Genomic DNA, 24,073 nt, shown 5'->3' with positions numbered 1-24,073 from the left:
CTGCTCAGGCCTGATTGCCTAAGCCTGAATGCGTAAGCCTAAATGCGCGCGAATGGCGGCCAGTGCGGAGGGTGCTGGACGCTAGCCCTGTTCTGGAAGGACTGGAAGGCTGGGAACCGTCGGGAAGCGCTTGGGCAGCAGCGCATATCCCCAACCCACCAGGCGACGCAGAAATTTAGAGAGACTCTGGGGACGGGCGATCGCCCACACATTTAGCCCCAGGCAGAGGCCGCCCAGCCCCGTCAGCACAAAGGTCGGCAGCATCACCACGCCCACCACAAACCAGGTAAGGATGTGCAGAAGCATGAGGACGGCGTAAAGGCTGGCAGCGCTAGTAATCCAGCGGATGGTTGAACGGGGGCGATTGCAGCCGACAAAGATTAAGGTTTGCAGCGTTGCCAGCAGGTTTGCCGGAACCAGCATCGCGCAGATCGCGAGACAGTATGTACGCGAAAAGTCGCCCATTGCCCCAAAGGTGGCGAGGTCAGACGGGGCGATCGCCGAGTGCATTGCAGCGGAATGAACCATGCCCAAAGGCAGTGTGCCCAGGTCAGATGCGGGGGCAAGCAGCGAAGCACCCGATAGCACGGCTGAGAATAGGTTGATGGCAGACATTTCTAAAAACCAGGAAATCCCAAATACAAGAGGGGCGTTTGCAACGGGTTTCCGCAGAAGAATCGCCGCTAGCAGCACCTACCCTTTGAGGCCAGGTTACCCGATCTAACAAGGCGATGAGCCAATACTCACAAATTTGTAAACAACTGAGACATTTGAGTGACATTTAAGCTAAGTCACCAAGCCAGCCATCAAGCCAGCGCCAGGGCCCCTTTTAGCTCAAAAATTTTCTCGATCACTTCCGCCACGATGCGATCGGGGGTGGAGGCTCCGGAGGTGATGCCGACGGTGATGGGCCCGTCGGGCAGCCAGTTTTCGGTGACGGTCAGGTCATGGTGCAGCGGCTTGTGTTCGACGCGGTTGCCGGGCCCGATGCGATCGCCACTGTCGATGTGGTAGGACGGAATGCTGCGATCGATGGCGATTTCTTGCAGGTGCGTCGTGTTGGAGGAATTGTAGCCGCCGACGACCACCATCAGGTCTAGGGGCGCGTCTACTAGGTCATACATGGCATCCTGCCGTTCCTGCGTCGCGTCGCAGATGGTATTGAAGGCGAGGAAGTGCTGATTCAGTTGGTCGGGGCCGTATTTCTGCATCATGGTGCGTTCAAACAGCTTGCCGATTTGCTCCGTTTCGCCCTTGAGCATGGTGGTCTGGTTGGCGATGCCGACGCACTCTAGGTCGCGGTCAGGGTCAAAGCCGTCGGAATAGGCGTTTTTGAACTTGGCGAGAAATTCCTGGCGATCGCCCCCTCGCAAAATATAATCCGCTACGTACTGCGCCTGCTCCAGATTCAGCACAATCAGGTACGTCCCAGCAAAGGAACTGGTGGCGATCGTCTCTTCGTGGTTGTATTTGCCGTGGATGATGGAGGTGTAGTCATTTTTCTTGTGCTTTTCCACCGAGTTCCACACCTTCGACACCCAGGGACAGGTCGTATCTACGATCGTGCAGCCTTTGTCGTTGAGCAACTGCATTTCCTGGACGCTTGCGCCAAAGGCGGGCAAAATTACCACGTCGCCCGACTCAATGCCGGAAAAGTCTTTCTGTCCATCAGCCACCGGGATAAACTGCACCTGCATGTCTCGCAAACGCTGGTTTACAGACGGGTTGTGGATGATTTCGTTGGTAATCCAGATGCGTTCTGTGGGGAAGTGCTGCCGCGTTTCGTAGGCCATGGCCACCGCCCGCTCTACGCCCCAGCAAAAACCGAAGGCCTGGGCCAGCCGAATCGTCACGTCGCCCCGCGTGAGGGTATAGCCGTTGTCGCGGATCTGCTGGATCAGGTCACTTTGATATTCCGACTGCATCTGCCCGGAGACTTCTGCGTCGTGGCCGAAGCCCTTGCGGTGATAGTTTTCGGAGTTGTTGAGCGATCGCTTAAATGCTTTGGTATCCATACCCGCTGGCGCGCTGCTTGCTGGTGTACTTGCTGCTGGGAAAGCTGCTGTGAAAAATGTGAAAAATTGAACGTGCGCCGAGGCGCGTATTTTTACCCTAACAGACAAGCGGCGCATTCCAGCAACGTTCTCGCCGATTCCCTTGCTGATTCCCTCGCCTATTCCACCTGGCGCTCCACCGTTGCCTCCATCAGGCTAGAGAGGTAGTGGCCAGACATAATGCTGCTGGAAAGGCAGTAAGTGTTTTCGCCCAGGCGACGCAGCGTTTCAAAGCCCGTGCGACGCTGGCGATCGCCCAACACCCAGTAGCGCTGCACAATGGACTCCGGCGCGATCCAGCCCTCGCCCTCGACGCGGCCCAGCTCGCTGTGTTGCAGAACAAAGGTGTACTGGCGATCGCTGTCGTTAAACCGCCCGCGATACTTGAAGGTAATCTTGTCGCGTTCGACGGTGGGAAACTCCAACTGCGTCACCATGTCGTACCAGTTGTCGCGTCCCCATACGACAAGGATCTTGCCCTTGACTGGCAGCAGCATGGCATCCCGATCGAGCCAGCTTCCCTGCAACAGCCAGCGACCTGCTTCCATCAAAAACGTGTGGGACACGGCACCCATTCCTCTGTCGCGCGATCGCGCCTTGCAGTGTTGCACATGCTTCTCTGGCAGCCGTATGAACTCGCACAGAGCATCTGCATGGCGATCGATCGTAACACGCGATTATCGGCGTGCCAGGTGAATTTCGCCGAGAAGGGCGGGAGCGGCAGCACCTGTCACGTCCGGGAAATTACCTGGAAAATTTTGCCAGCGCCAATGGGCTAAAACGGCAAAGGCGATCGCCTCCTTAAAGTCAGCATGGAGTCCCACTTCATCAGTGGTCAAGACGGGGATGGGATCGAGCAGAGCAGCAAGGCGCGATCGCAGGTAGCCATTGCGACTGCCGCCGCCGCAAAGCAGCACCTGGTCGGGCATGTGTGGCAAAAAGGCGCGGTAGCTGTGAACGATAGAGGCAGCCGTCAGTTCCGTTAGCGTTGCCAGCGTGTCTGCATCGCTCAGCCCACGCTCAGCCGCATCCGCCAAACAGCGCCGCCCATACTCCGCTCCAAACAGTTCCCGCCCGGTTGATTTGGGCGGCGGCAGGTGAAAGTAGGGGTCTTGCAGCCATTGATGGACGAGTTCTAGACAGGGCTGCCCCGATGCGGCCCAGGCTCCGTTCTGGTCGTAGGGCTGTGTGCCGCCCGAAAGCTGATGCACTGCCCAGTCCAGCAGCGCATTCCCCGGCCCCGTGTCCCAGCCCAGCAGCGCATTCCCCGGCCCCGTGTCCCAGCCCAGCAGCGCCGAAACTGTCTCCGCAGGCTGGACGGGCTTGGACGCTGAACCGCATATCTCTGGCAGCACAGGCGCATGGCGCAACACCTGATGGCGCAGGGGCAAAAACGCCACATTGCCGATGCCGCCGATATTCTGCACACAGCGGGTCAACGTTGGATGAGACAGCAGCGCTGCATCGACGGGGGGAACCAGCGGCGCACCCTGACCGCCCAGGGCGATATCTGCTGCCCGGAAGTTGCTGATTGTGTGGATGCCTGTGAGGTGGGCAATGAGGGAGCCGCGCCCCAACTGGAGGCTATAGCCAAGGCCGGAGGCAGCGGGTATTAGCGAAGGCTGGGAAGACTGGGACGACTCGATTGCGTCGGCGAGCCTGGCCCCCGGCGGACGGTGAAATACGGTCTGTCCGTGGGAGCCGATCAGGTCGGCGGGGGGATGGCCGGCTTGCACCTGGCGGGCGGCCTGGGCAAAGCAGTGGGCGATCGCATCATCCAGACTTGCCAACTCAGCCATCGACAGCGGCGCTCCGGCGCAGACTTCTAAGATGTGCGATCGCAGGTCTGGCGGGTAGGGAAGCGTGATGCCATTCAGCAGCGTGATGCGAAGGTTCCAACCCGCGCCCTCCGTTTCCACCAGCGCGGCATCGATGCCATCGACGGAGGTTCCGCTGATCAGGCCAATGATTCGCATTTGCGGCTTCCCTTAGGATGAAGTGGATAAAGAGGGTGAAGTTTCCAGTCGCAATTACACGGGCAGATGCTCAATGCCCCGGTTTGCGCCGATCACGACCATGAGTTCACCCTTGCGGAGGCGCATTGAGGGAATGGGGTTCACCTCAAATTTGCCATTTTGCGACAGCGCCAGCACGCTGACACCGTAGCGCGATCGCAGATCGAGTTCCACAATGCTCTTGCCGTCAAACTCTTCGGGCACGACCAGTTCCACGATGCTGTTGTCGGGGTCGATCTCAAACCGATCTAGCACGCCGGGCCGAGTGAGCGATCGCGCTAGGGTGCAGCCCATTTCATGCTCTGGAAACACCACATGGTCGGCTCCGACTCGGCGCAGCAGCTTCCCATGCACCTCCGTCGAGGCCTTGGCAACGACATAGCGCACGCCGCCCTCTTTGATGTTGAGCGTGGTAATGATGCTTTCCTGGATGTAGTTGCCGATGGCAATGATCACCGTGTCAAAGTCGTAAACCCCTGCTTCTTTGAGGGCTGAGGGATCGGTCGAGTCGAGGGTTAGTGCATGAGCGACGATTTCATCCGATAGGGCCTGCTCGACCAGGCGTTCTTCGGAGTCGATGCCCAGCACCTCATAGCCCAGATTGTGGAGGGTCATGCACACCGCCCGCCCAAACCGCCCCAGCCCGATAACGGCATACTGGCGAGTGCCGCCGCGCAAATTGCGAAAAAAACTGAGCGACGAAAGATTCACAATGCCTCCAAATTAGATTTCTAAAAAATACGGGTTTTCAAACGCAAGCGGCATTGCTGGGCGCAGGGCAAACCGGGACGACTAACCAACTAGCAGGTTTTCTTGGGGATAGTTGATCGAGCTGGGTTTGGGATCGCCCAGCAATGCCAGCATCAGCATCAGCACGCCCACCCGCCCGACATACATGGTGATAATCAGCACGACTTTGGACAGGGCAGACACGCTAGCAGTGATGCCTGTAGACAGACCCACCGTGGCAAACGCAGACACCGCCTCAAACAAGACGAGCGTAAATTCAATACTGGGATCGGCCAGGGTGATCAGCACGGTAGCGAGGATTACCGTCATCACGGAGCCAAACACGACGCCGATCGCTTTGATCAGCAGAGTGTTTGGAATCTGGCGGCGATAGCAAAGGACTTCTTCTTTGCCGCGCAGCACGGCCCGCGTGCATTCAAACAAGATCCGCATAGTCGTGGTCTTGATGCCGCCGCCCGTGCTGCCGGGGCTTGCGCCGACAAACATGAGCGCGATCGTGATGAATAGCCCGGTAGTGGTCATGCGTCCATAGTCGATGGTGTTGAATCCGGCGGTGCGCGGTGTGACGGACATAAACCAGGACACTAGAAACTTAGCAGGAGCATCTAGCTGGCCAAGCGTGTTGGGATTGCGAAACTCTGCTCCTAGAAACCCAACAAATCCCAGTAGCAGCAATGCCAAGGTGGTGCTAGTGGCGACTTTGAAGTTGAGCGAAAAGCAGGTGCGATTGGGCTTGCCTTTGAGGCGATCGCGCCCCCAAAAAAACACCTCCATCATCACCTGATAGCCAATGCCGCCCAAAATAATCAGCGCTGTAATGATCAGGTTAATTGGGACTGACGTGGCGTAGCTGATCAAACTGTCTGGAAATAGGCCAAACCCGGCATTGTTGAAGGCGCTGACGCTGTGAAACAGAGCCAGCCACAGACTGCGCCCCGTGCTGTAGGTTTGAGAAAAAACGCTGAACATGGCGATCGCCCCCATCAGCTCGATCAGCAGCGTCAGCGCCACAATCGACTTGACCAACTGCACCGCGCCAGACAGTTCTTCAATATCGAGCGTCTGCTGAAGCGCCACCTTGTCGCGCAGCCCAAACCTGCGACCCAGCAACAGCAGCAAAATGGTGGTGGCCGTCATATAGCCCAGCCCGCCGAGCTGGATAAGCAGCAACACACAAAACTGCCCAAATCCAGAAAAATACGTGCCTGTATCTACCACAACCAACCCCGTCACGCAGACTGCGGAGGTGGAAGTGAACAGCGCCGTCAGCACGTCGCCCCATTGTCCGCTCTGCAAAGAAATGGGTAGCGTCAACAGTCCAGTGCCAACCAGAATTAGCGCCAAAAACCCCAGACAAATCGTGCGTGGAACAGTCATCATACGTGGTGCAGCGGTTGGGGATACGGTCTGGGGTGAAGTAATGAGCGGATGGACTGGCTATCCATTGGCAGAATTGCAATCCTTTTATACAGTAATACCGCTCGTGATCTCGTGAAGCCATGCCAAAAACTCTACAGCAGCAAATTCAGACTTTTTATGATGCCTCGTCGGGGCTATGGGAACAGGTGTGGGGCGAGCATATGCACCACGGGTATTATGGGCCCGCAGGCACCGAGCGCAAAGAGCGGCGGCAGGCCCAAATCGACCTGATCGAAGAACTGTTGCACTGGGGCGGCGTGTCTAAGGCAACGGCGATTCTCGATGTGGGCTGCGGCATTGGGGGCAGTTCGCTGTATCTGGCAGAAAAATTTGGGGCAGCGGCAACGGGCATTACCCTCAGTCCTGTGCAGGCGCGACGGGCGACTGAACGGGCAGCGGCGGCCGGCCTAGGCGATCGCACTCAGTTTCAGGTGGCCGATGCGCTGAAGATGCCCTTTGCCGACGGCAAGTTTGACCTGGTGTGGTCGATGGAAAGCGGCGAACACATGCCCGACAAGCTCCAGTTTTTGAAAGAGTGCCATCGCGTGCTGAAACCCGGCGGCACGTTTCTAATGGCGACCTGGTGCCACCGGCCGATTAACGAATCGCCGCTGACCCAGGAAGAGCAGGCCCACCTAGAGAAGATTTATCGCGTCTATCGGCTGCCCTATGTCATTTCGCTGGCGGAATATGAGGCGATCGCCCACAATCTAGGCTACCAAAACCTCCGCACCGCCGACTGGTCGCCCGCCGTCGCGCCTTTCTGGGACGAGGTGGTGCGCTCTGCTATCTCCCCCGCTGCTGTCGTGGGGCTATTGCGGGCCGGCTGGGGCACGATGCAGGCGGCGCTGTCGATGGGGCTGATGCAGTCGGGCTATCGGCGCGGGCTGGTGCGATTTGGCGTGCTGGCAGGCGTGAAGGAATAGCCAAAAGTTGCACATTCCGTCTATCCCCAATCCACAATCCAAAATCCCAAACGGATCGGAACACTGTGATTGCGCTAACGCTCCCCTACGCCAGCCCCCATTGCCAGAGCAAAAAGGCATACTCAAACGCAGCTTCTTTGATGCGCTCGTAGCGGCCGGATGCGCCGCTGTGGCCTGCGCCCATGTTGGTTTTTAACAGCAGCACGTTTGAGTCGGTCTTGAGGGCGCGGAGCTTGGCTGTCCATTTGGCAGGTTCCCAGTAGGAGACACGGGGGTCGTTGAGGCCGGCGGTGACCAGCATAGCGGGATAGTCCTGGGCGGTCACGTTGTCGTAGGGCGAGTAGGACTTCATGTAGTGATAAAAGGCGGGGTCGTTGGGGTTGCCCCATTCTTCCCATTCCATCACCGACAGGGGCAGCGACGGGTCGAGGATCGTCGTCACCACGTCCACAAAGGGCACATCGGCGATCGCCACTCGAAACAGATCCGGCCGCAGGTTTACCACCGCGCCCACCAGCAGCCCCCCCGCGCTGCCGCCCGTAATCGCTAGGTGCTGCGGCGAAGTCCAGCCCCGGTCGATCAAATGCTCGGCGCAGGCAATGAAGTCGGTAAAGGTGTTTTTCTTATTCAAGAACTTGCCGTCTTCGTACCACTTGCGCCCCAGTTCGGCCCCGCCCCGGATGTGGGCGATCGCCATCACTACGCCCCGGTCGAGCAGGGAAAGCCGGGTAGAAGAAAACGAGTCGGGGTAGCTATAGCCGTAGGAACCGTAGCCCGTCAGCAGCAGCGGGTGTGGCTCCGTCGGCTGGAGGTCTTTGCGATAGACCAGCGACAGCGGAATCGGCGTGCCGTCGGGGGCGATCGCCTCTAGCCGCTGGCTGACGTACTGGGTCTTGTCATAGCCACCCAGCACGGGAGTTTCTTTTTTCAACTCGCGATCGCGCGTATCCAGGTCATAGTCAAACACCGACCAGGGCGTGACCAGCGAGGTATAGTTAAACCGCAGCGTATTGGTATCGTATTCTGGGTTTGCGCCCTCGCCAATTTCGTAGGTCGGCTCTGGAAAGGTGATGTAATGCTCGTCGCCGCTGGGCATGTGGCGCACGCGCACCGTCTCTAGCCCGCCCTGCCGCTCGTAAATCACCAGATGTCGCGCAAAGGCGCTGACCCCGGTGATCATGACCGTTTCGCGGTGGGGAATCACGGTTTCCCAGTTCTCTCGACTGGGACGGCTGACGGGGGCCCGCAGGAGTTGGAAGTTGATCGCGTCCTGATTGGTGGTGATGTAGAAGTATTCGCCGTGGTGTTCCACGTAGTATTCCACACCGGGCGATCGCGCTTGAATTAGCTTGAACTCACCCGTTGGATCATTAGCATCCAAAAAGTGAACTTCAGAAGTCACTTTGCTATTCAAACTGAGCAGCAAATAGGCTTCACTCGCCGTCTTGCCAATGCCCAAATGGTAGGCATCATCGGGTTCATGAAACACCAGCACATCCTGGTCTATGGGTGTGCCCAGAGTATGGCGAAATAGCTTGTGCGGGCGATGTGCTGCGTCTACCTGAGTGTAGAACACGGTGCGGCTGTCGTTGCCCCAGACAAACGAATAGTAGGTATCGGGAATTGACTCGGCATATAGTTCGCGGGTTGCCAAATCCAGAAAATATAACGTGAACAATTCCGCGCCGTTCGTGTCGATGGAATAGGCCAGCAGCCGATGGTCGGGGCTAACCTGCAACACGCCCAGGTCGAAATATTCGTGCCCCGCCGCCAGCAAGTTCTCATCCAGCAGCACCTCTTCCGGCGCATCCAGGCTGCCCTTTTTGCGACAAAAAATAGAGTAGGCTTTCCCTTCCTCGGTGCGGCTGTAGTAGTAGTAATCGCCCTTGCGATAGGGCACTGATAAGTCCGTTTCCTGAATTCGCCCCAGAATCTCGTCATACAGCTTGGTCTGCAAGTCGGTGGTGGGCTGCATGACGGCTTCGGTGTAGGCGTTCTCCGCCTCCAGGTATGCCATCACGGCCGGATCATCCCGATCGCGCATCCAGTAATAGTCATCGACCCGCTCATCGCCGTGTGCTGTCAGCACTTGGGGGCGTTTTTCAGCAATTGGGGGCTGGAGGGTCGTAAGGGCTTCACGGGAAGAAAATCGGCTCATAGGGGTATAACGGTCGTCCCTGATTCAAGGATGGGGCAGTGAAATCCTTTGGAATTCTCTTTGCTCAGTTTAGACTTTTCTAAGGGTTTGCCCAAGATTTTTGGGACAAAGCAGGGCGATTTCTTGAAGGATTTAGCATTTAAGCCTACCTGCTTTATCAAGGCTTCTAAAATATCAGGAATAGGATTCAGAAAGCTCAGGGATCTATGGCTTAACTCTTGATTTTTGTGCATGATTTTTGTGCAATCAGTGATTTTAAGTCCAGAGCGTGTGAGTGGTTACAGAGTTTGAATGATTGTGCTGTTTGAGGGTCCAGGGCTTGGGGTGCCTGCGGAGTTGCGGCGATCGCTCGAAGCGTCGGGGGCGATCGCCGAGATTTTGGGCTTTCCGGTGTGGGCGATCGCAACGGACGGATCTGGTGCAGCCGAAGCGCTGGCCGCCATTCCAGCCCAGCCCCAGCCGACCGCCGCCTTCTGGCTTGCGCCGCCGACCACTGCCTTCCGCTATGGTGAACTGTTCGCCGCTGCCCACGCCAAGAACCTGCACCTGCCCAACACCTCCGCCCAGCACCAGCTTGCTCAAGAATTTCACCGCGCCTATCCGCTCCTAAAGGATCTGACCCCGGCCAGCATCGTGCTAGAGCAGCCAGACGCAGTTGAGGGGGCGATCGCCCAACTCGGCTTACCACTGGTCTTTCAGCGCAGCGGATCGGTGGCGGTGTTGCAAGACTGGCAGCGGGCGTTGGCGTTAGCCTTGCGGAGCAGCATCGCCAAAACGCCAGCGCAAGCACGACGCATCGCAGCAGACTTATTCAACCAGGAATTAAACCAGGAACCTAGCCAGGAACTCAGCCAGGAGCCGTGCCAGCCAGTCCTGGCCCGCCAGTGGGTTAACCTGCGCCATCACCACACCACGCCCGCCGGATTTCCCCTGGGGCGCGAGTTTCGCGTGGTGTTGTACGATCGAGCGGTCCTCACCTATGGCTATGCCTGGCCAGGTGACGACCCCGGCCGCTGGCTCTCGGTCGAAGAAGAAGAAGCGATGTTTGCCGTGGCTTTTGCCGTTGCCGAACGGCTAGACGTGCCGCTGCTGGGGGTCGATATCGCCCAGACCCAGAGCGGCGAGTGGATCGCGCTAAAAACCGTCGATCCGCAGTTTGTTGGGTCGCCCCAACTTCCGCTCGTCCACTTCTGGCAGCAGTTGGGGATTACGAATGAAATGATTGAGAAACGGTCGCGCCAAGTGGTGAACTCCGCAGACGCATCGGCGGATTTGAATCTCCCCTAAAAAGTCTGGTATGGTCTGGGAAAAAAGTCAGCATTTTGCTCCAGATGCCTGTTTAGAAAGCAATGTGCAGCTTTCAATCTGCCCTCATCCCCCAGCCCCTTCTCCCAGGTCGGGAGAAGGGGAGCAAGAGAGGCTTGAAGTCTCTCTCCTGCTCTGGGCTTGAGCTTAAAGCCTTCGGCGTACCAGAAAAAGGGGAGGGGGATCAGCAAAGTTGCATATCCCGTATTTGGACATCAATAAGATTGCTTTAGATTGCTTTAGAAATTTTTCTGAAAACCGGCGAGGCGGTCAGCATGAGCCAACGGAGAAGGGCGACGCGCGGGATGCAGAGGGGCAGGCTCCTGCCGGAGATGCAGCAATGGCGGCGGGGCTGGCATCGGCTCCTGTGCCTGGGGCTGGGGCTGTTGACCGTGGGGCTATGCATGGTGCTGCCGCTGCGGCCGGGCTGGGGACAAGCCGTGAACCCAGCAGCCCAGGTGCAACAGGGCATTGACCGCTATCGCCAGGGGGATTATTTGGGGGCGATCGCCCTCTGGGAAGCCGTGCGCGACACCTACCGCCAGCAGCCCAACCCTGCCCACGAAGCCATCCTCACTGAAAACCTGGCCCGGGCCCGGCAGGCCATCGGGCAGCAGACCGACGCGCTGAGCCTGTGGCAAACGGCAGGGAACACCTATCGCCAGCTTGCGGCCCAGCAGCCCGATCGCGCGGTGGACTATACCGCCCGCTGGGGGCGATCGCTCACAGAGCAGGCGCAGATTTACAACCGCATAGGGCAATATCGCAAAGCCGTAGCGCTGCTGTGTGGCGAGGAACCTCGGAGTGCCAAGGGCGGCTGCGGGGAGGAAAGCGCCGTGGCGATCGCCCAGCACACCGCAGACCACCGAGGCGAGTCTGCTGCCTGGGGCAGCCTGGGGCAGGCCCATCGGCTGATGGGCAATGATGACTCGTCCAAGGCGGCGCTAGACCGGGCCCTTAGCTTAGCCAGAACGCTGAACGACCGGACGCTGTTGGCGGCGACCTACAGCAACCTAGGAGCGCTGAAAACCCGACAGGCGGTGGTGCGCTATCGGCAGGCCAATTCGGCAGAGCCGCTGGGCGACGTGCAGCGAGCCAACCGCCTGCGAGACGAGGGGCGATCGCTCGACCAGTCCGCCCTCCAGGACTTTCAGCAAAGCCTCGACCTGGCAACCCAGCCCACCGAGCGGCTGCGGGCGCTGCTGGATGCGATTCCCGCCTACGACCGCACGGGCAATGTCGCAGCAGCCCAAAATGCGCGTCAGTCCGTCAAAGCCCTGCTGAATCAGCTTCCGACCAGTCAGGATACGCTGCTGGCCGCCCTCGACTGGGTGCGCCTGCTGATGCCCGCTTCGCCCCAGCAGCCGATTGCCCGCAGCCAGTGTTTGCCCCCCGCTGCAAATCCTGGGGTGGACTCTGGAGCGAATTTTGGGCTGAATTCTAGGGTGAATACTGGTGCGAATTCCAGAACGAATCCTGGGGCGAATGATGACGCGAAAGAGATGCTGAACTCAGTCGCGAGTGCAGCCGAGAGGCTGGGCGATCGCCGTTCGCTCTCCTTTGCGCTAGGAGAACTGGGACACTGGCACGAATGTCAAAAAGAATACCAAAAAGCACTGGATATCACGCAGGATGCCCGCCTTGCCGCAGAATATGAATACGACAGCCGCTACCTCTGGGAATGGCAAACGGGACGCATTTTGCAGGCGCAAGGGCAAACAACGGAATCCATCGCGGCCTACGAGCGGGCGATCGCCACGCTAGAAATCATCCGCGACGATATCCTAGTCGCCAACCGCGATATCCAGTTCGATTTTCGAGACTCCATCGACCCGGTATATCGCGAGCTAGTGGCGCTGCGACTGAAGCAGGGCAAGCCGTCGGAGCTACTGCCGCCCGCCAGCACCGACCGTCCCGACACCCTCAGCCGCGCCCTGGGGACGCTCGATTCCCTGAAACTAGCCGAATTGCAAAACTACTTCGGAGACGACTGCGTGTTGACCTCGCGCAATGTGGATCTGACGGTGGCGCAAAAGCTGCTGACGGAGGGCGATCGCACGGCAGTCATTAGCACTGTGGTTTTGGACGATCAGACTGCCGTTTTGCTGACGCTGCCCAATGGCGATCGCCAGTACGAGTGGATCAACACCGACCGCCAAACCCTGCGCGATGAAATCAACGCCTACCGTCGCGGGCTGGAAGTGGACTTTCGCGCCTACGATCCGCAGCCTGCCCAACGGCTATATGACCAGATCATCCGCCCGTTTGAAGCGCTGTTCCAGCAGCAGCAGGTAGAAACGCTGTCCTTTGTGCAGGACGACATTTTGCGGAGTGTGCCCATGTCAGCGCTGCACGATGGTACGCAGTTTTTGATCCAGAAGTATGCGATCGCCTATACGCCCAGCCTGCAACTCACCAGCCCCGTCCCCCTCGACCGGGGAAATCTCCGCGCCCTCGCCGCCGGCCTCACCGATGCCAGCCCGCCCGACAGCGAGGCGGGTGGTTTTTCCCCACTGTTTTATGTCAGCGAAGAACTGGACGCAATTCTGGCCGAACTGCCCCGCAGCCGGACGCTAACGGGCAGCGCATTCCGGCTCGATAACCTGGCACAAACGCTGTTCTCGAACAATTTTCCGATTTTGCACATCGCCACCCACGGCATCTTTGGCACTGAGGCAGAAGACACGTTCCTGGTCACGGCTGACCCGCCCGAAAACAAGCTGACCCTCAACCAGCTTGATCGGCTCTTGCGGGGGGTCGATCCAAACCGCCCAGTGCAGTTGCTCTCGCTCACAGCCTGCACCACCGCCGTCGGCGACGACCGCGCAGCCTTGGGGCTGGCCGGTGTCGCGGCCCAGGCGGGCGTTCGCAGCGTGCTGGCCTCGCTCTGGTTTGTCAACGATGCCGCCACCTCTGACTTGATTAAAGGCTTCTATGCAGATTTGAAAAACCCAAGCTTGAGCAAAGCCAAAGCTCTACAGCAGGCGCAAATCCAGCTAATCGAGTCCGGCGGCAAGTTTGCCCGGCCGGCCTACTGGGCCCCGTTTATCTTGGTGGGGAACTGGCTGTAACGAGGGAAGGGGTTTGCCGAATGCAAAAAAATGCCCAGACGAGCGATCGCCTGAGCATTGCCTGTTATCTATGAGCTGATTGCCTGTAAACCCAAATGGCCGACTTAAAATAAAACCGCCGACCCAAATTGAAATCACATATAAGCAGGCCGGCCTAGATAAAGAGAAACTGAATTTTGTAAACTCCGTTTCGGGCGGCCGGCGATATTGAAAACGATCTGTTATGCCAAATACGATACCAAACCTGATTTGAGTTGGGATTCAAAAGTCCTCCAATCTTTACCAATCGTTTCTTAGGTTTACTTTTCTACGTATTTTCACGGCTTCATTCTCTTCACACCCCGCTGCTTCCCATGCGTCTAATCCTGTGCCCGACTGCCGTTGAGGTGGCTGAGTGGGCTGCCCAATACGTTCTGCGGCGCATCACCGATTTTGCCCCAACGAGCGATCGCCCGTTTGTCCTTGGATTGCCCGCAGGCAGCACCCCGCTCAAGCTATACGCCCGTCTGATCGAGTTATATCAGCAGGGAAAAATCAGCTTCCAACATGTCGTCACCTTCAATATGGACGAGTATGTTGGGCTGCCCCAAAATCACCCGCAAAGCTATCACACCTACATGCATCAAAACTTCCTGAAGCACATCGACATTCCTGCCCAAAATGTCCATATTCCCAATGGCAATGCGCCCGATTTGGCCGCAGAATGTGCCGCCTACGAAGATAAAATGAAGTCCTTCGGCGGCGTGAATCTATTTATCGGGGGGGTCGGCGAAGACGGCCACATCGCGTTCAACGAACCGGGCACGTCCCTCGCCTCTCGCACGCACCTGCAAGCCTTGGGCGATCGCACGCGCCAGGTCAACGCCCGCTTTTTTGACGACCCCAGCCAAGTGCCCACCCACGCCCTCACCGTTGGCGTTGGTACAATTCTCGCTGCCCAGGAAGTCATGATCCTGGCCCAAGGCGCTGCCAAAGCCCAGGCCGTCCACCACGCTGTCGAAGGCTGTATCAATCACCTGTGGACGATTTCCGCCCTGCAACTGCACCCCAATGCCCTGCTCGTGTGCGACGAAGACGCGACGCTGGAACTGAAGGTTAAAACGGTGAGGGGGTTAGGGGAGCGAGGTTAGGGAGATGCTGGGATCAGCAGATCATCATCGGATCATCGATAGTGTTCTTGGAAGCCTCACAGGGGCTAAGGCTGGCAATCCAATAATCGCCAATCTAAAATATCGCCAATCTAAATCCAGAATCGATATCACTCTGTCCCCTTAGCCCACGATCCTCTCACCTCATCATTCCCTCACCCCACCGCCCCAATGCCCCCTTCCGAACCCGACTTTGAACAAGCGCTAGACGAACTGGGGCGATCGCTCCAAACCCTGCAAACACGCTATGCCCAGGTCAAGACCGACCAGCAGCGTCAGGAAGCCCTGCAACAGCGCGTCGAGCAGGTGCAGCGGGACTATGCCCACACCCAAGATCCCTCCCTAAAGCTGGAGCTAAGGCGCTTGAAGGATCAGCTTGCAGAACTGGAAGTCGCCCTGGAGAGCCAGCTTTTTTCCTGGAACAGCCTCAAGGAACCCTTCTGGATGGCGGTGCGCTTTGGCGGGGTAGGAATCGTGCTGGGGTGGCTGCTAAAAAGCCTCGCCGGATAGGTCTGCCAGGGCTGCCCCCTTAGCCCAGCAGCCAAAAACCGCTGTAGGTGATGCCCGTGTCGTCTGGCTGCACCAGCAAAAAGTGCAGTCCGTGGGCCTCGCGCTGCCGCTGCTGAAAGAGACGGGCCGCCGCGGCCACGTCGGCATCGTGAAAGGTCGAGAGAATCCAGCGATCGCTCAATCCTGCTTCCAGAATCAGCCCGTCTGGGGCACCCGGCACATAGTTCAACAGCGCAGGACGCACCTCTTGGAGCCACCGCGCCAATCGCATGGATTGCCGTCCGCCGTCGATGATGACCCCCGGAACGGGCTGGGTGGAGGCGAGTCCCAGATTGATCGGCAAGAGGCGATCGGGCGTAGAGCAGATGGGAATAGGGCGATCGCCATAGAGCAGCTCCAGATCACCCGCAGCCAGGGCTGCAAATCGCCAGCGATCGCCCCAAATTGCTTCCGGCACAGGCACAGGGGGCGGCGCATCGATCGCCAGCGGGTCGTAGGCTTCGCCCGTATAACCCGGCAAGTTAGGGTAGTAGGCAGCGCGGCGCAGCAGAAAATGCTTCAGCATGGGCGCGTGGCGTGTTGGCTCCACGGTGAAACCAGCCTCCCTAGCAGCCGCTTCGATCAGTCCCAAACTCTGCGGCCGAAACACCTGAATCCGCTCTGGCGCTCCTTCTGCCTGTAGCCGCCTGAACTGAGCCGCCAGCCAATCGACCGTTGCCTGCGACTGCAGACAATCGACACAGGCGCTAAAGGCCCCCGTCGGGTCACACACTACCAGTTCCCACAGGGCTTCACCCGCTTCAGTTTGCAGGGGGCGACGATAGAAATCAGCTTGCCAAAGCACTAGAAAATATAGGGGATTGAGGGGACAGAAGCAGAAACGGGCGAGCAACGTGCATCCTGCTTTAGGCAGTGTTAAAACTTTTAGGTCGTTGATTGCCCTGAGTCGAGCCCCCTAAATCCCCGCGCTTACGCGCCGCTTCGCTAGAAAGAAGGGGGACTTCCGGAGCAGTTTTGCCCGTTTCCCCCATCGTTGAGGCTCTCTCTACGATCCTGACGGCTTAAGAAGGGGGACTTCCGGAGCAGTTTTGCCCGTTTCCCCCATCGTTGAGGCTCTCTCTACGATCCTGACGGCTTAAGAAGGGGGACTTCCGGAGCGGTTTTGCCCGTTTCCCCGCTTCTTAAGGGGATAGGGGGGATCAAAGAGTTTAAGACACGCCTTAACTTGATCTTCCCACGTTCAGGACTGACGCACTTGCAATCAATTTTCTGGATTTTGGACGATTTCTCGCGGATGCAGCCTCCGAAGCAGTTGTCCAACTGCATAAGTCCTGCCGTTAACGCTGCAAAGCTGCACGGTTTAATGCGGCTCAATGCGGTTTAATGCGGTGTGCTGCTTCCATCACGCCTTTTCTTCCTCCACTAGCGTCAGGCTTTCCCAGCCGCCTTGCGCGTCATAGCGACGAATCATGCGCTGGCGCTGGGTGGGGGAGATCAGCCAGCCCGCTTCCAGAAAGAAGGGCTTGCCCTTGGGGACGAGGAGGGGCGTATTGGCCGAGGCTCCATCGGGCAGCAGGAGGAGTTGGAGCGGGGTGCTGCCCTGGGTAAAGTGAATGGCGGTGGGGGTGACGCTGCCCGTAGTGCTGAGGGAAAGGCCAGGAGCGGTGAGGTGCTGCTGGAGTTGGGTTCCGTCCAGGCTGACTGAGAGCGTGGTGGAATAGGTTTCGGGCGATCGCCAGTCGGGATACAGCGTCACGGCGCGGCCCTGCCAAGTGCCCACCAGTTGCTCGGCGGTGAGGGGCGGGCGTTCGGCAGCAGCACTGCCCCGCAGCGTTTCGCGGATCAGCGTCAGGCTGCTGAGGCGACTTTCGCCGTTTTCGCCATGAAATAGCTCCACCAGACGCATCCGGCGATTGCCCGCGATTAGCCCAAACTCTGCGCCAAAGTCCCCAAAGGGGCTAAATTGCAGCGACCCTTGGGAAAATGCGCCTGTTTCAAAAAACAGCGTGCTGCGGTTCAGGCTGCTATATTCCAGCACCTTCGTCGTCGGCGGGTCGCCCGTGGTGGATTGGCCAAACTCTAGCGTCTGGCGGATGGTCTCGTTTTGGTTTAGCCCCTCCAGCGTCACCACGGTTGGCACGCTGCTGACTTCAGCGCCCGCAGGCGAGAGCCGTGTAAACGAGCCTTCCCAAGCGCCGAGGTTTTTCAGCAAGCACTGCCACTGGGACAGTTCGGGAGAGGGGGAGGGATGAGTCATAGGTAACCCGCTTTCTGGATTTGTTTAGTAATATGAACAAAATTTGTGTATAACTGATAACTTTTTGAAAATTCTCTAGGAAAATCCCTTATTCTAGGGAACCTTACAGAAAAGCTTATCCCGTATCGATTGCGGGCGATCGCTCGTTCGATCGGGTGAGGCTTTGGGGAGGAGGCTGATTTCCTCTCAGCGGTGGATGGTTTGCCCCAATCTGCCGCTCTAGAATGACGGGGTTAGGCAGGGCGCGGGTGCTGCTCTAGGCCTAACGGTTTTGAAATTGGGCGTTGAACACGCGGTCAGCAAGCAGCGGCCAGGGGCAACTCCTGTGGGTTGCGGTGCTGCTGGCGACGGCTCAACCCCAGTTTTGTTGTGTGTTCATTACTGGTTAACTATGAGCGTTTTAGGACTTGCCGGGGTGGCAACATCCACGGTCGGTTTTTTTTCGCCTTTTTGGGGAATACTGATACAGCCTTTGGTGGCTGAGCTTGGCGCTGTATCTACCGTTTCGGCATCTGCTGAGGTTTCGACCCAATCGGGCAATTCTCGATCCAATCTATCTAATCAAACCTTATCTAATCAGAAATCATCTAATCAGAAATCAAGTCAGGGTGCATCAAGTCAGGGCGCATTAAACCAAAAGCCCTCAAGCGGGACAACACCTAAAGCAGCATCCGGCTGTCCGATGGGTCTTTTGGCAACCGATCGTTGCCGGAGGCAGCAATGGGAGCGATCGCGCCCCGAATCTCTCCTCTCTTGGCGCAATGTGCAGTTGATGTCTCCGGCTGAAACGAAGCGATCGCCCGCTCCACCCCTTCGCCGCTCTCGCAATCTGACCCCAGCGGCAGACTCGACTCAGCCTAAGACCGAGACTACACTCGCAGCGGCGATCGCTCGCCGTCCGCCTGCAATGCCCAGAGTCACCGTGCGCCCAGCAGCGGCCCCGGCCACCGGAGCGCAGCAGGTCTTTAAGCAATGTCTGGACAGTCCGCCTGCCAGTTCCGAAGGCGTAAAGCGCGGGGCAACTCAGCAAACTCCACCCGCACCCGCCCGCCCCGACGCTGCAACGGTTTACCAAATCTGGGTGAACGGCAAAGTGGTGATGGAGCTACCCAGCAGCGAAGAGGCTGCCCCCATTGCCCAACGGCTGACCGCTGTTTTGGGCAGTCCTGGGTTTTCTGTAGACCAGTTGCGCCTGGTGCTGGTAGAGGGGGAACCGGGTGTGGCGCTGGGTGATGTAAAATCCAATGCAAAATCCGGGGATAGATCAAACGAGCCAAACGAGAGATTAGCCGCTAGCGGGGGCGATCGCCTGCTGTTCCGCGTTGATCGAGCGCTGGCCAATCGCCTAAACCGCACGGCCGATCTGGTCGCCATCGACTGGCTGAATAACCTGCGGGTGGCCCTGGGCGAAGCGCCTCTGTCGCTGATGGAGGCACAGGCAGACCTCTACAGCCTGACTCAAACAAGCCGCAACTTGGGCGGCATCACCTCCTGGTATGGGCCCGGATTTCACAACCGCCTGACGGCCAATGGCGAGCGGTTTAACCAATATGCACTGACAGCGGCCCACCCCAAATTGCCATTCAACACCTACCTACGCGTTACCAACGTCCGCAGCGGAGAATCAGTCATCGTCCGTATCAACGATCGGGGGCCCTATGTCGGTCAGCGATCGCTCGATTTGTCGCGTCAGGCTGCCCGCTGTATCGGCAGCGAAAAACCCGGCGTGGTACGCTACGAAGCGGTAATTTTGGAGCCGCAGACGACGGTGCAATAGCGCATGGATCGGAGCTTGGAGCAAGGCTTGGATCGGGATATCGGGCAGGCTATGCATCAGCAGCATTTGCCGCTCTTGGAAGCCCTGCGAGACTGTGCCCAACGGGCCCACGCGCCGTTTTATACGCCAGGGCACAAGCGCGGCCAGGGCATTCCAGCGCCAATGCGGGAACTGCTGGGCGATCGCCCCTTCCTAGCGGATCTACCTGAACTGCCGGAGTTGGACAACCTGTTTGCTCCAGAGGGCGCGATTTTGCAGGCGCAGGAGTTGGCCGCCGACCTGTTTGGCGCAGCCCAGACCTGGTTTTTGGCGAACGGCTCGACCTGCGGCATCGAGGCGGCGGTGCTGGCCACCTGCGGCCCCGGCGACACTCTGATTTTGCCAAGGAACTGCCACCAAGCGGCGATCGCGGCCCTGGTTCTCTCTGGCGCGATGCCTGTCTTTGTGCAACCGGACTATGACCCCGACTGGGGCATTGCCCACGGCGTTTCTCCCGGCGCGATCGCCACTGCCCTGGCGCAACATCCCGACGCAACGGCGGTGATGCTGATCTACCCGACCTACTACGGAGCCTGTGGAGATATCGGGGCGATCGCCCAACTCGCCCATCAGCGCGGCATTCCGCTGATCGTAGACGAAGCCCACGGTGCACATTTTGCCTTTCATCCCGACTTCCCCACGCCGTCGCTGGCAGCAGGGGCGGATATTGTCGTGCAATCCACCCACAAAGTGCTGGGCGCAATGACCCAGGCCTCGATGCTCCACTGCCGGGGCGATCGCGTCGATCCTAGCCGCCTCAGCCGCGCCCTGCGATTGGTGCAGTCCACCAGCCCCAGCTATTTGCTGCTGGCCTCGCTGGATGCCGCCCGCTGGCAACTGGCCCAGCAGGGCCCAGACCTGATGCAGCACACCCTCGACCTGGCGGCGATCGCCCGCACCCAGCTTGCCCAACTTCCCGGTCTGCGCCTGCTCACGGCTGCCCATGCCTGCACGCCCGGATTCATCGCCCTCGACCCCACTCGGTTAACCGTAGACGTAAGCGGGCTAGGGCTGTCGGGCTTTGCCGCAGACGAAATCCTGCATACACAATTGGGCGTAACCGCAGAACTGCCGGGTCTGACGCATCTCAGCTTCATCCTCAGCCTGGGCAACACGCTAGCGGATATCGAGCAACTGGTTGCAGGCTTTCGAGCCTTGGCCCAGACGGTTCAGCCTGCCGACGGGCTGGCTGCCGGAGAGTTCAAACGGGTCGGAGCGGGCTTTCCCTGGAACGCAATCGAGGTTGAACAATCGCAGTCGCCTCGTGCTGCGTTTCTGGCCAACAGCGAGGTCGTGGCGCTAGAGCAAGCGGGCGATCGCCTCTCTGCGGAAACCGTGTGTCCCTATCCGCCGGGCATTCCGCTGCTAATTCCAGGCGAACGCATTTCTAGAGGGGCGCTGCAATTGCTCAAGGCAGTGCTAGAGCAGGGCGGAACGGTCACGGGGTTAGTCGGCGAACAGGGTTTGCGAGTCGTGCAGCGCAACGGGTAGCGTCAGCGTAAAGCGCACAAAGTTATCGTGGCTTTCCAGGGCGATCGCCCCACCCAACCGCTCGACCAGCTTCTTGACCAGAGCCAATCCCAATCCTGTTCCTTCGTGCTTCCAGGGATCGTTGCTGGGAACGCGATAAAAACGTTCAAATACGCGATCCTGCTCTGAGGTGGGAATCTCTACACCCGTATTCGTGATGACAATCCTCAAGTATTCAGCGGTATATTCGCCAATCATGACCTGAATCGTTCCTTGATCGGGGGTGTACTTGCAGGCATTATTCAGCAGCTCACCCAGAATTCGACTGAGATAGGAGGCATCTGTCCGCATCGGCGGAAGGTTTGCTGAGACATTCAAACTCAAATGCTGGTTTCGAGTGCGAGTCCGTTCCAGAAACGGTTCCGCAATATGTGCCACCCAGTCACATAAATGAATGCTTGTGAGCAATAGTGGCTCCATGCCAGCATCGAGTCGAGATAAATCCAGGAGGTCGTTAATTAGCTTTAGCTCTCGCTGACATTCATCTTTCAAAATTTGGAAATAGCGGTGAATGTGGTGGAGATCCGGGTTGTCGAAAAGACCAAGCTGACGCAGGCTCAGTTCTAGCATCTGAGACGACATCTTCACGTTCGCCATCGGGGTTCGTAGCTCATGCGAAACGCTGCTCAGGAAGTTATCCTTCAGTTCATTCAACTGTTCCAACTTCTCAACCTGATTTCGGGCCGCTTGATAGAGTCTGGCTTGTCGAATGGCGATCGCACATTGATTTGCAACCTGTTCCACCAGGCGAATTTCTCTGTCCTCAAACGGCTCATTCCCTGCCCGATAAAGCCATAAATCTCCCAATAAATTCTGATTGTCTCGAAGCAGACATGCCAACACTGTAAAAGGCTGGTCTATGTCTCGCAGAATCAGCTTTGCGTTTTGGTTTTCTGGAAAATCGCCTGCGGATGCGTGGGGCAGGATATGCCAGCAAAAGTGAACGATCTGCCTCTGAAAGAGTTGCTCATACAGGTCTGCATAATCTCTGATTGACACGATGCTGGCATGTCTAGACGGGATATTCGGTGCAACATACTCGTGCTGAATGATGGAGACATTTTGCTCTAGGTCGTAAAGTCCCGTATCGCAAATGCTGACTCCTAGCCCTGTGCCCAGCTCTTGCACCACCTTTTGCAAAATTACGTCTTCATCAAGGCTATCGCGTACCTTGTCAGTAATGCGCTTGAGCAATTTCTCAAAGTCGAGTGCTTTTTTCAACTGAGCAGTCTGCTGCTGCACCTGGGCCAATAGGCTTTGGTTGAGTTGCTGCACCTGATGGTAGAGTTCAGATTGTTGAATCGCAATGCCGACTTGATTAGCCAGTTGCAGCAGCAACTCACACTCCCAAACTTGCCACTGGCGCGGATCGCAGCACTGATGCACCAGCAGCAGCCCCCAAAGCTGTTTTTGCACCAGAATCGGCACAGCTAAGTTGGCAGTGACCTGGAATTGCAGCAGAAAGTCGCGATGGCAGGGCGCGATGTCATCGGTGTAGACGTTATCGATCGCCCGCACGCGCCCTTGCTGATAGCGCTCTAGCCAGTTTTCTCGAAAGCAGGGATCGTCGATGACGCGATCGCACAGGGTCCAGTCTGCTCGACCGACCGATTCCACCACCACGCGCCCGCTCCAGTCGGGATGAAACTGGTAAATCATCACACGATCGGCCTGCAAAAACTGACGCACCTCCTCCACCGTTGTAGACAGCACCTCGGATGAATCCAGCGATTGGCGAATGCGCTGGGCAATTTGGGCAATCAGCCGTTCGCGCTGGGTTTGCTGCTGGAGGCGCTGTTCTGCCTGCTTGCGCTCAGTAATGTCCTGCGTGGTGCCAAACAGGCGCACCGTCCGTCCCTGCTCCACAATGGCCTGCCCCCGGTTGTGGAGGTGGCGAATCGAGCCATCCGGCAGGACGATCCGCATTTTGTGATCGTAGGCAGCGCCCGTGGCGATCGCCCGCTTCACAAATTGCTCAAACGACCGCACATCTGCTGGATGAATGAGTCTTCGCAGGGTGCGATAGGTCGGCGATTGCGCCGGGTCAAGCCCAAAAATGCGATAGGTTTGCTCTGACCATCTCACCGTTTGCGTCTGCACGTCGTATTCCCAACTGCCCAAGCAGGCGAGCCGCTGAGCATCGGACAAATCCTTTTCGCGCCGCCGGAGGGCGATCGCCAGTCGTTTGTATTCGGTGATGTCAGTATTGGCAAAAACACAGGCTTCAATCTGCCCTTGATTGTCAACCAGCGGATAGAGTCGCGTCAGCATCAGGCATTCGGTGCCATCCTGACACTGGAAGGTTAGCTCTACATTGGCAAACGACTGGCCTTCAAAGACTTGCTCCACCATCGTCTGCACAGCGTTCCACAGCGCTGGGCTGGGCATCAGGTCTTGCAGCGATCGCCCCAGCATCGTCTGCCCATACTGAAACATCCGCTCACAGGCAGGATTCCAGTTGAGAATCAGCCCCGCCCGGTTGACCCAAAAAATGGGGTTGGGCGAATGGTCTACGAGTTGGCGATAGTAGCTCTGTGGCTCCTGGGCAGTTCCCGTAGGCAAATTCAGGGTTACCACGCCCAGGAGTTGTCCGTCCGAGTCCGTTACGGCTACATGGTCAGCACGAGGCGGCGGTGATGTAGAAACCAGCGCGTTCCATTCGGCCTCTGTGATGACCACGGGCGATCGCTGCACTAGGTCGCCAATCTGCGTCGCACTCAGGTCGATGCCTTGGGCGATCGCCCGAACCAAATCCTGAGCCGTGAACAGACCCAGCAGTTGCCCTTGCTGCAAGACGGCAATGTAGACCGATTCAGCCTCGTGCATGAGGCGCACGGCCTCGACCACCAGGGTTTGGGCCACGGCAGTAATCGGTGGCAGCAAAAAGGAATCGCCAGCAGGTGGCGGACAAGCAGCAAGCAATGGATCGGCCGGCTTTCTAGAGGCGATGTTTTCGGAAGAAAGCTGATTTCTGAAAGGAATGTCTTCTGTCATGGTTTATCTTCAATTAGCCTAGCTGACAGAGTTGGGAAACCCCAACCTGAATTCCACAGAGCAAGCAGCATTACTCTTTGTAAAAAACCCAGAAATATTTCGATAGATAGCCCAGCAAGA

17 protein-coding genes are annotated in these 24,073 nt (G+C 58.0%); 7 read left to right on the top strand and 10 right to left on the bottom strand.

The window, feature by feature from the left end; all coding sequences use genetic code 11:
* Positions 1 to 81: 81 nt before the first annotated feature.
* From JTM80_RS05080 to JTM80_RS05055, 6 genes are all read right to left on the bottom strand, one after another.
* On the bottom strand, positions 82 to 615 hold the full coding sequence (locus JTM80_RS05080; protein ID WP_205370718.1) for a hypothetical protein: 534 nt from the start codon (positions 613 to 615) through the stop codon (positions 82 to 84).
* Between the two features lie 191 nt (positions 616 to 806).
* Complete coding sequence (locus JTM80_RS05075) at positions 807 to 2,015, bottom strand: 4-hydroxy-3-methylbut-2-enyl diphosphate reductase (protein ID WP_172354671.1); 1,209 nt, start codon at positions 2,013 to 2,015, stop codon at positions 807 to 809.
* A gap of 158 nt (positions 2,016 to 2,173) precedes the next feature.
* The gene (locus tag JTM80_RS05070) at positions 2,174 to 2,620 is read right to left on the bottom strand and encodes a hypothetical protein (RefSeq protein WP_172358835.1); all 447 of its coding nucleotides are present in this window, start codon (positions 2,618 to 2,620) and stop codon (positions 2,174 to 2,176) included.
* A 111-nt stretch (positions 2,621 to 2,731) separates the two neighbouring features.
* The gene (locus JTM80_RS05065; protein WP_205370717.1) at positions 2,732 to 4,030 is read right to left on the bottom strand and encodes an anhydro-N-acetylmuramic acid kinase; all 1,299 of its coding nucleotides are present in this window, start codon (positions 4,028 to 4,030) and stop codon (positions 2,732 to 2,734) included.
* Between the two features lie 54 nt (positions 4,031 to 4,084).
* Entirely contained in the window at positions 4,085 to 4,780 is a 696-nt protein-coding gene (locus JTM80_RS05060) for a TrkA family potassium uptake protein (protein WP_172354675.1), read from the bottom strand.
* Positions 4,781 to 4,861: 81 nt separating this feature from the next.
* Entirely contained in the window at positions 4,862 to 6,196 is a 1,335-nt protein-coding gene (locus JTM80_RS05055) for a TrkH family potassium uptake protein (RefSeq protein ID WP_172358836.1), read from the bottom strand.
* Positions 6,197 to 6,318: 122 nt separating this feature from the next.
* Here JTM80_RS05055 and JTM80_RS05050 point away from each other — a divergent pair, with 122 nt between their 5' ends.
* The gene (locus tag JTM80_RS05050; RefSeq protein ID WP_205370716.1) at positions 6,319 to 7,164 is read left to right on the top strand and encodes a methyltransferase domain-containing protein; all 846 of its coding nucleotides are present in this window, start codon (positions 6,319 to 6,321) and stop codon (positions 7,162 to 7,164) included.
* 85 nt (positions 7,165 to 7,249) lie between these two features.
* Here JTM80_RS05050 and JTM80_RS05045 read toward each other — a convergent pair whose 3' ends face one another.
* A complete protein-coding gene (locus JTM80_RS05045; protein WP_205370715.1) occupies positions 7,250 to 9,322 on the bottom strand; it encodes a S9 family peptidase in 2,073 nt (690 codons plus the stop codon).
* Positions 9,323 to 9,613: 291 nt separating this feature from the next.
* Here JTM80_RS05045 and JTM80_RS05040 point away from each other — a divergent pair, with 291 nt between their 5' ends.
* From JTM80_RS05040 to JTM80_RS05025, 4 genes are all read left to right on the top strand, one after another.
* Positions 9,614 to 10,609: an ATP-grasp domain-containing protein gene (locus tag JTM80_RS05040; RefSeq protein WP_205370714.1), complete on the top strand. Its 996-nt coding sequence runs from the start codon at positions 9,614 to 9,616 to the stop codon at positions 10,607 to 10,609.
* A gap of 293 nt (positions 10,610 to 10,902) precedes the next feature.
* On the top strand, positions 10,903 to 13,698 hold the full coding sequence (locus tag JTM80_RS05035; protein WP_172354683.1) for a CHAT domain-containing protein: 2,796 nt from the start codon (positions 10,903 to 10,905) through the stop codon (positions 13,696 to 13,698).
* A gap of 353 nt (positions 13,699 to 14,051) precedes the next feature.
* A complete protein-coding gene (nagB, locus tag JTM80_RS05030; RefSeq protein WP_205370713.1) occupies positions 14,052 to 14,828 on the top strand; it encodes a glucosamine-6-phosphate deaminase in 777 nt (258 codons plus the stop codon).
* Between the two features lie 189 nt (positions 14,829 to 15,017).
* Positions 15,018 to 15,356: a hypothetical protein gene (locus JTM80_RS05025; RefSeq protein WP_172354687.1), complete on the top strand. Its 339-nt coding sequence runs from the start codon at positions 15,018 to 15,020 to the stop codon at positions 15,354 to 15,356.
* A 19-nt stretch (positions 15,357 to 15,375) separates the two neighbouring features.
* Here JTM80_RS05025 and JTM80_RS05020 read toward each other — a convergent pair whose 3' ends face one another.
* A complete protein-coding gene (locus JTM80_RS05020; RefSeq protein ID WP_225906765.1) occupies positions 15,376 to 16,200 on the bottom strand; it encodes a Tab2/Atab2 family RNA-binding protein in 825 nt (274 codons plus the stop codon).
* 558 nt (positions 16,201 to 16,758) lie between these two features.
* Positions 16,759 to 17,613 carry a DUF3598 family protein gene (locus tag JTM80_RS05015; RefSeq protein ID WP_172354691.1) on the bottom strand — a complete coding sequence of 285 codons (855 nt, stop codon included), beginning with the start codon at positions 17,611 to 17,613 and terminating at the stop codon, positions 16,759 to 16,761.
* A 772-nt stretch (positions 17,614 to 18,385) separates the two neighbouring features.
* On the opposite strand from JTM80_RS05015, the gene JTM80_RS05010 reads away from it, so the two are divergent.
* Positions 18,386 to 19,390 carry a septal ring lytic transglycosylase RlpA family protein gene (locus tag JTM80_RS05010; RefSeq protein ID WP_172354693.1) on the top strand — a complete coding sequence of 335 codons (1,005 nt, stop codon included), beginning with the start codon at positions 18,386 to 18,388 and terminating at the stop codon, positions 19,388 to 19,390.
* Positions 19,391 to 19,393: 3 nt separating this feature from the next.
* Entirely contained in the window at positions 19,394 to 20,920 is a 1,527-nt protein-coding gene (locus tag JTM80_RS05005) for an aminotransferase class I/II-fold pyridoxal phosphate-dependent enzyme (protein WP_225906764.1), read from the top strand.
* Here JTM80_RS05005 and JTM80_RS05000 read toward each other — a convergent pair.
* Positions 20,876 to 23,953 carry a GAF domain-containing protein gene (locus JTM80_RS05000; protein WP_205370712.1) on the bottom strand — a complete coding sequence of 1,026 codons (3,078 nt, stop codon included), beginning with the start codon at positions 23,951 to 23,953 and terminating at the stop codon, positions 20,876 to 20,878. The two genes, JTM80_RS05005 and JTM80_RS05000, sit on opposite strands and share 45 nt — an antisense overlap.
* Between the last annotated feature and the right edge of the window lie 120 nt (positions 23,954 to 24,073).

This window comes from Thermoleptolyngbya sp. PKUAC-SCTB121 (assembly GCF_016919485.1).
In the GTDB taxonomy this organism is placed as follows: domain Bacteria; phylum Cyanobacteriota; class Cyanobacteriia; order Elainellales; family Elainellaceae; genus Thermoleptolyngbya; species Thermoleptolyngbya sichuanensis.
This window is presented reverse-complemented; position numbering and strand designations above follow the sequence as displayed.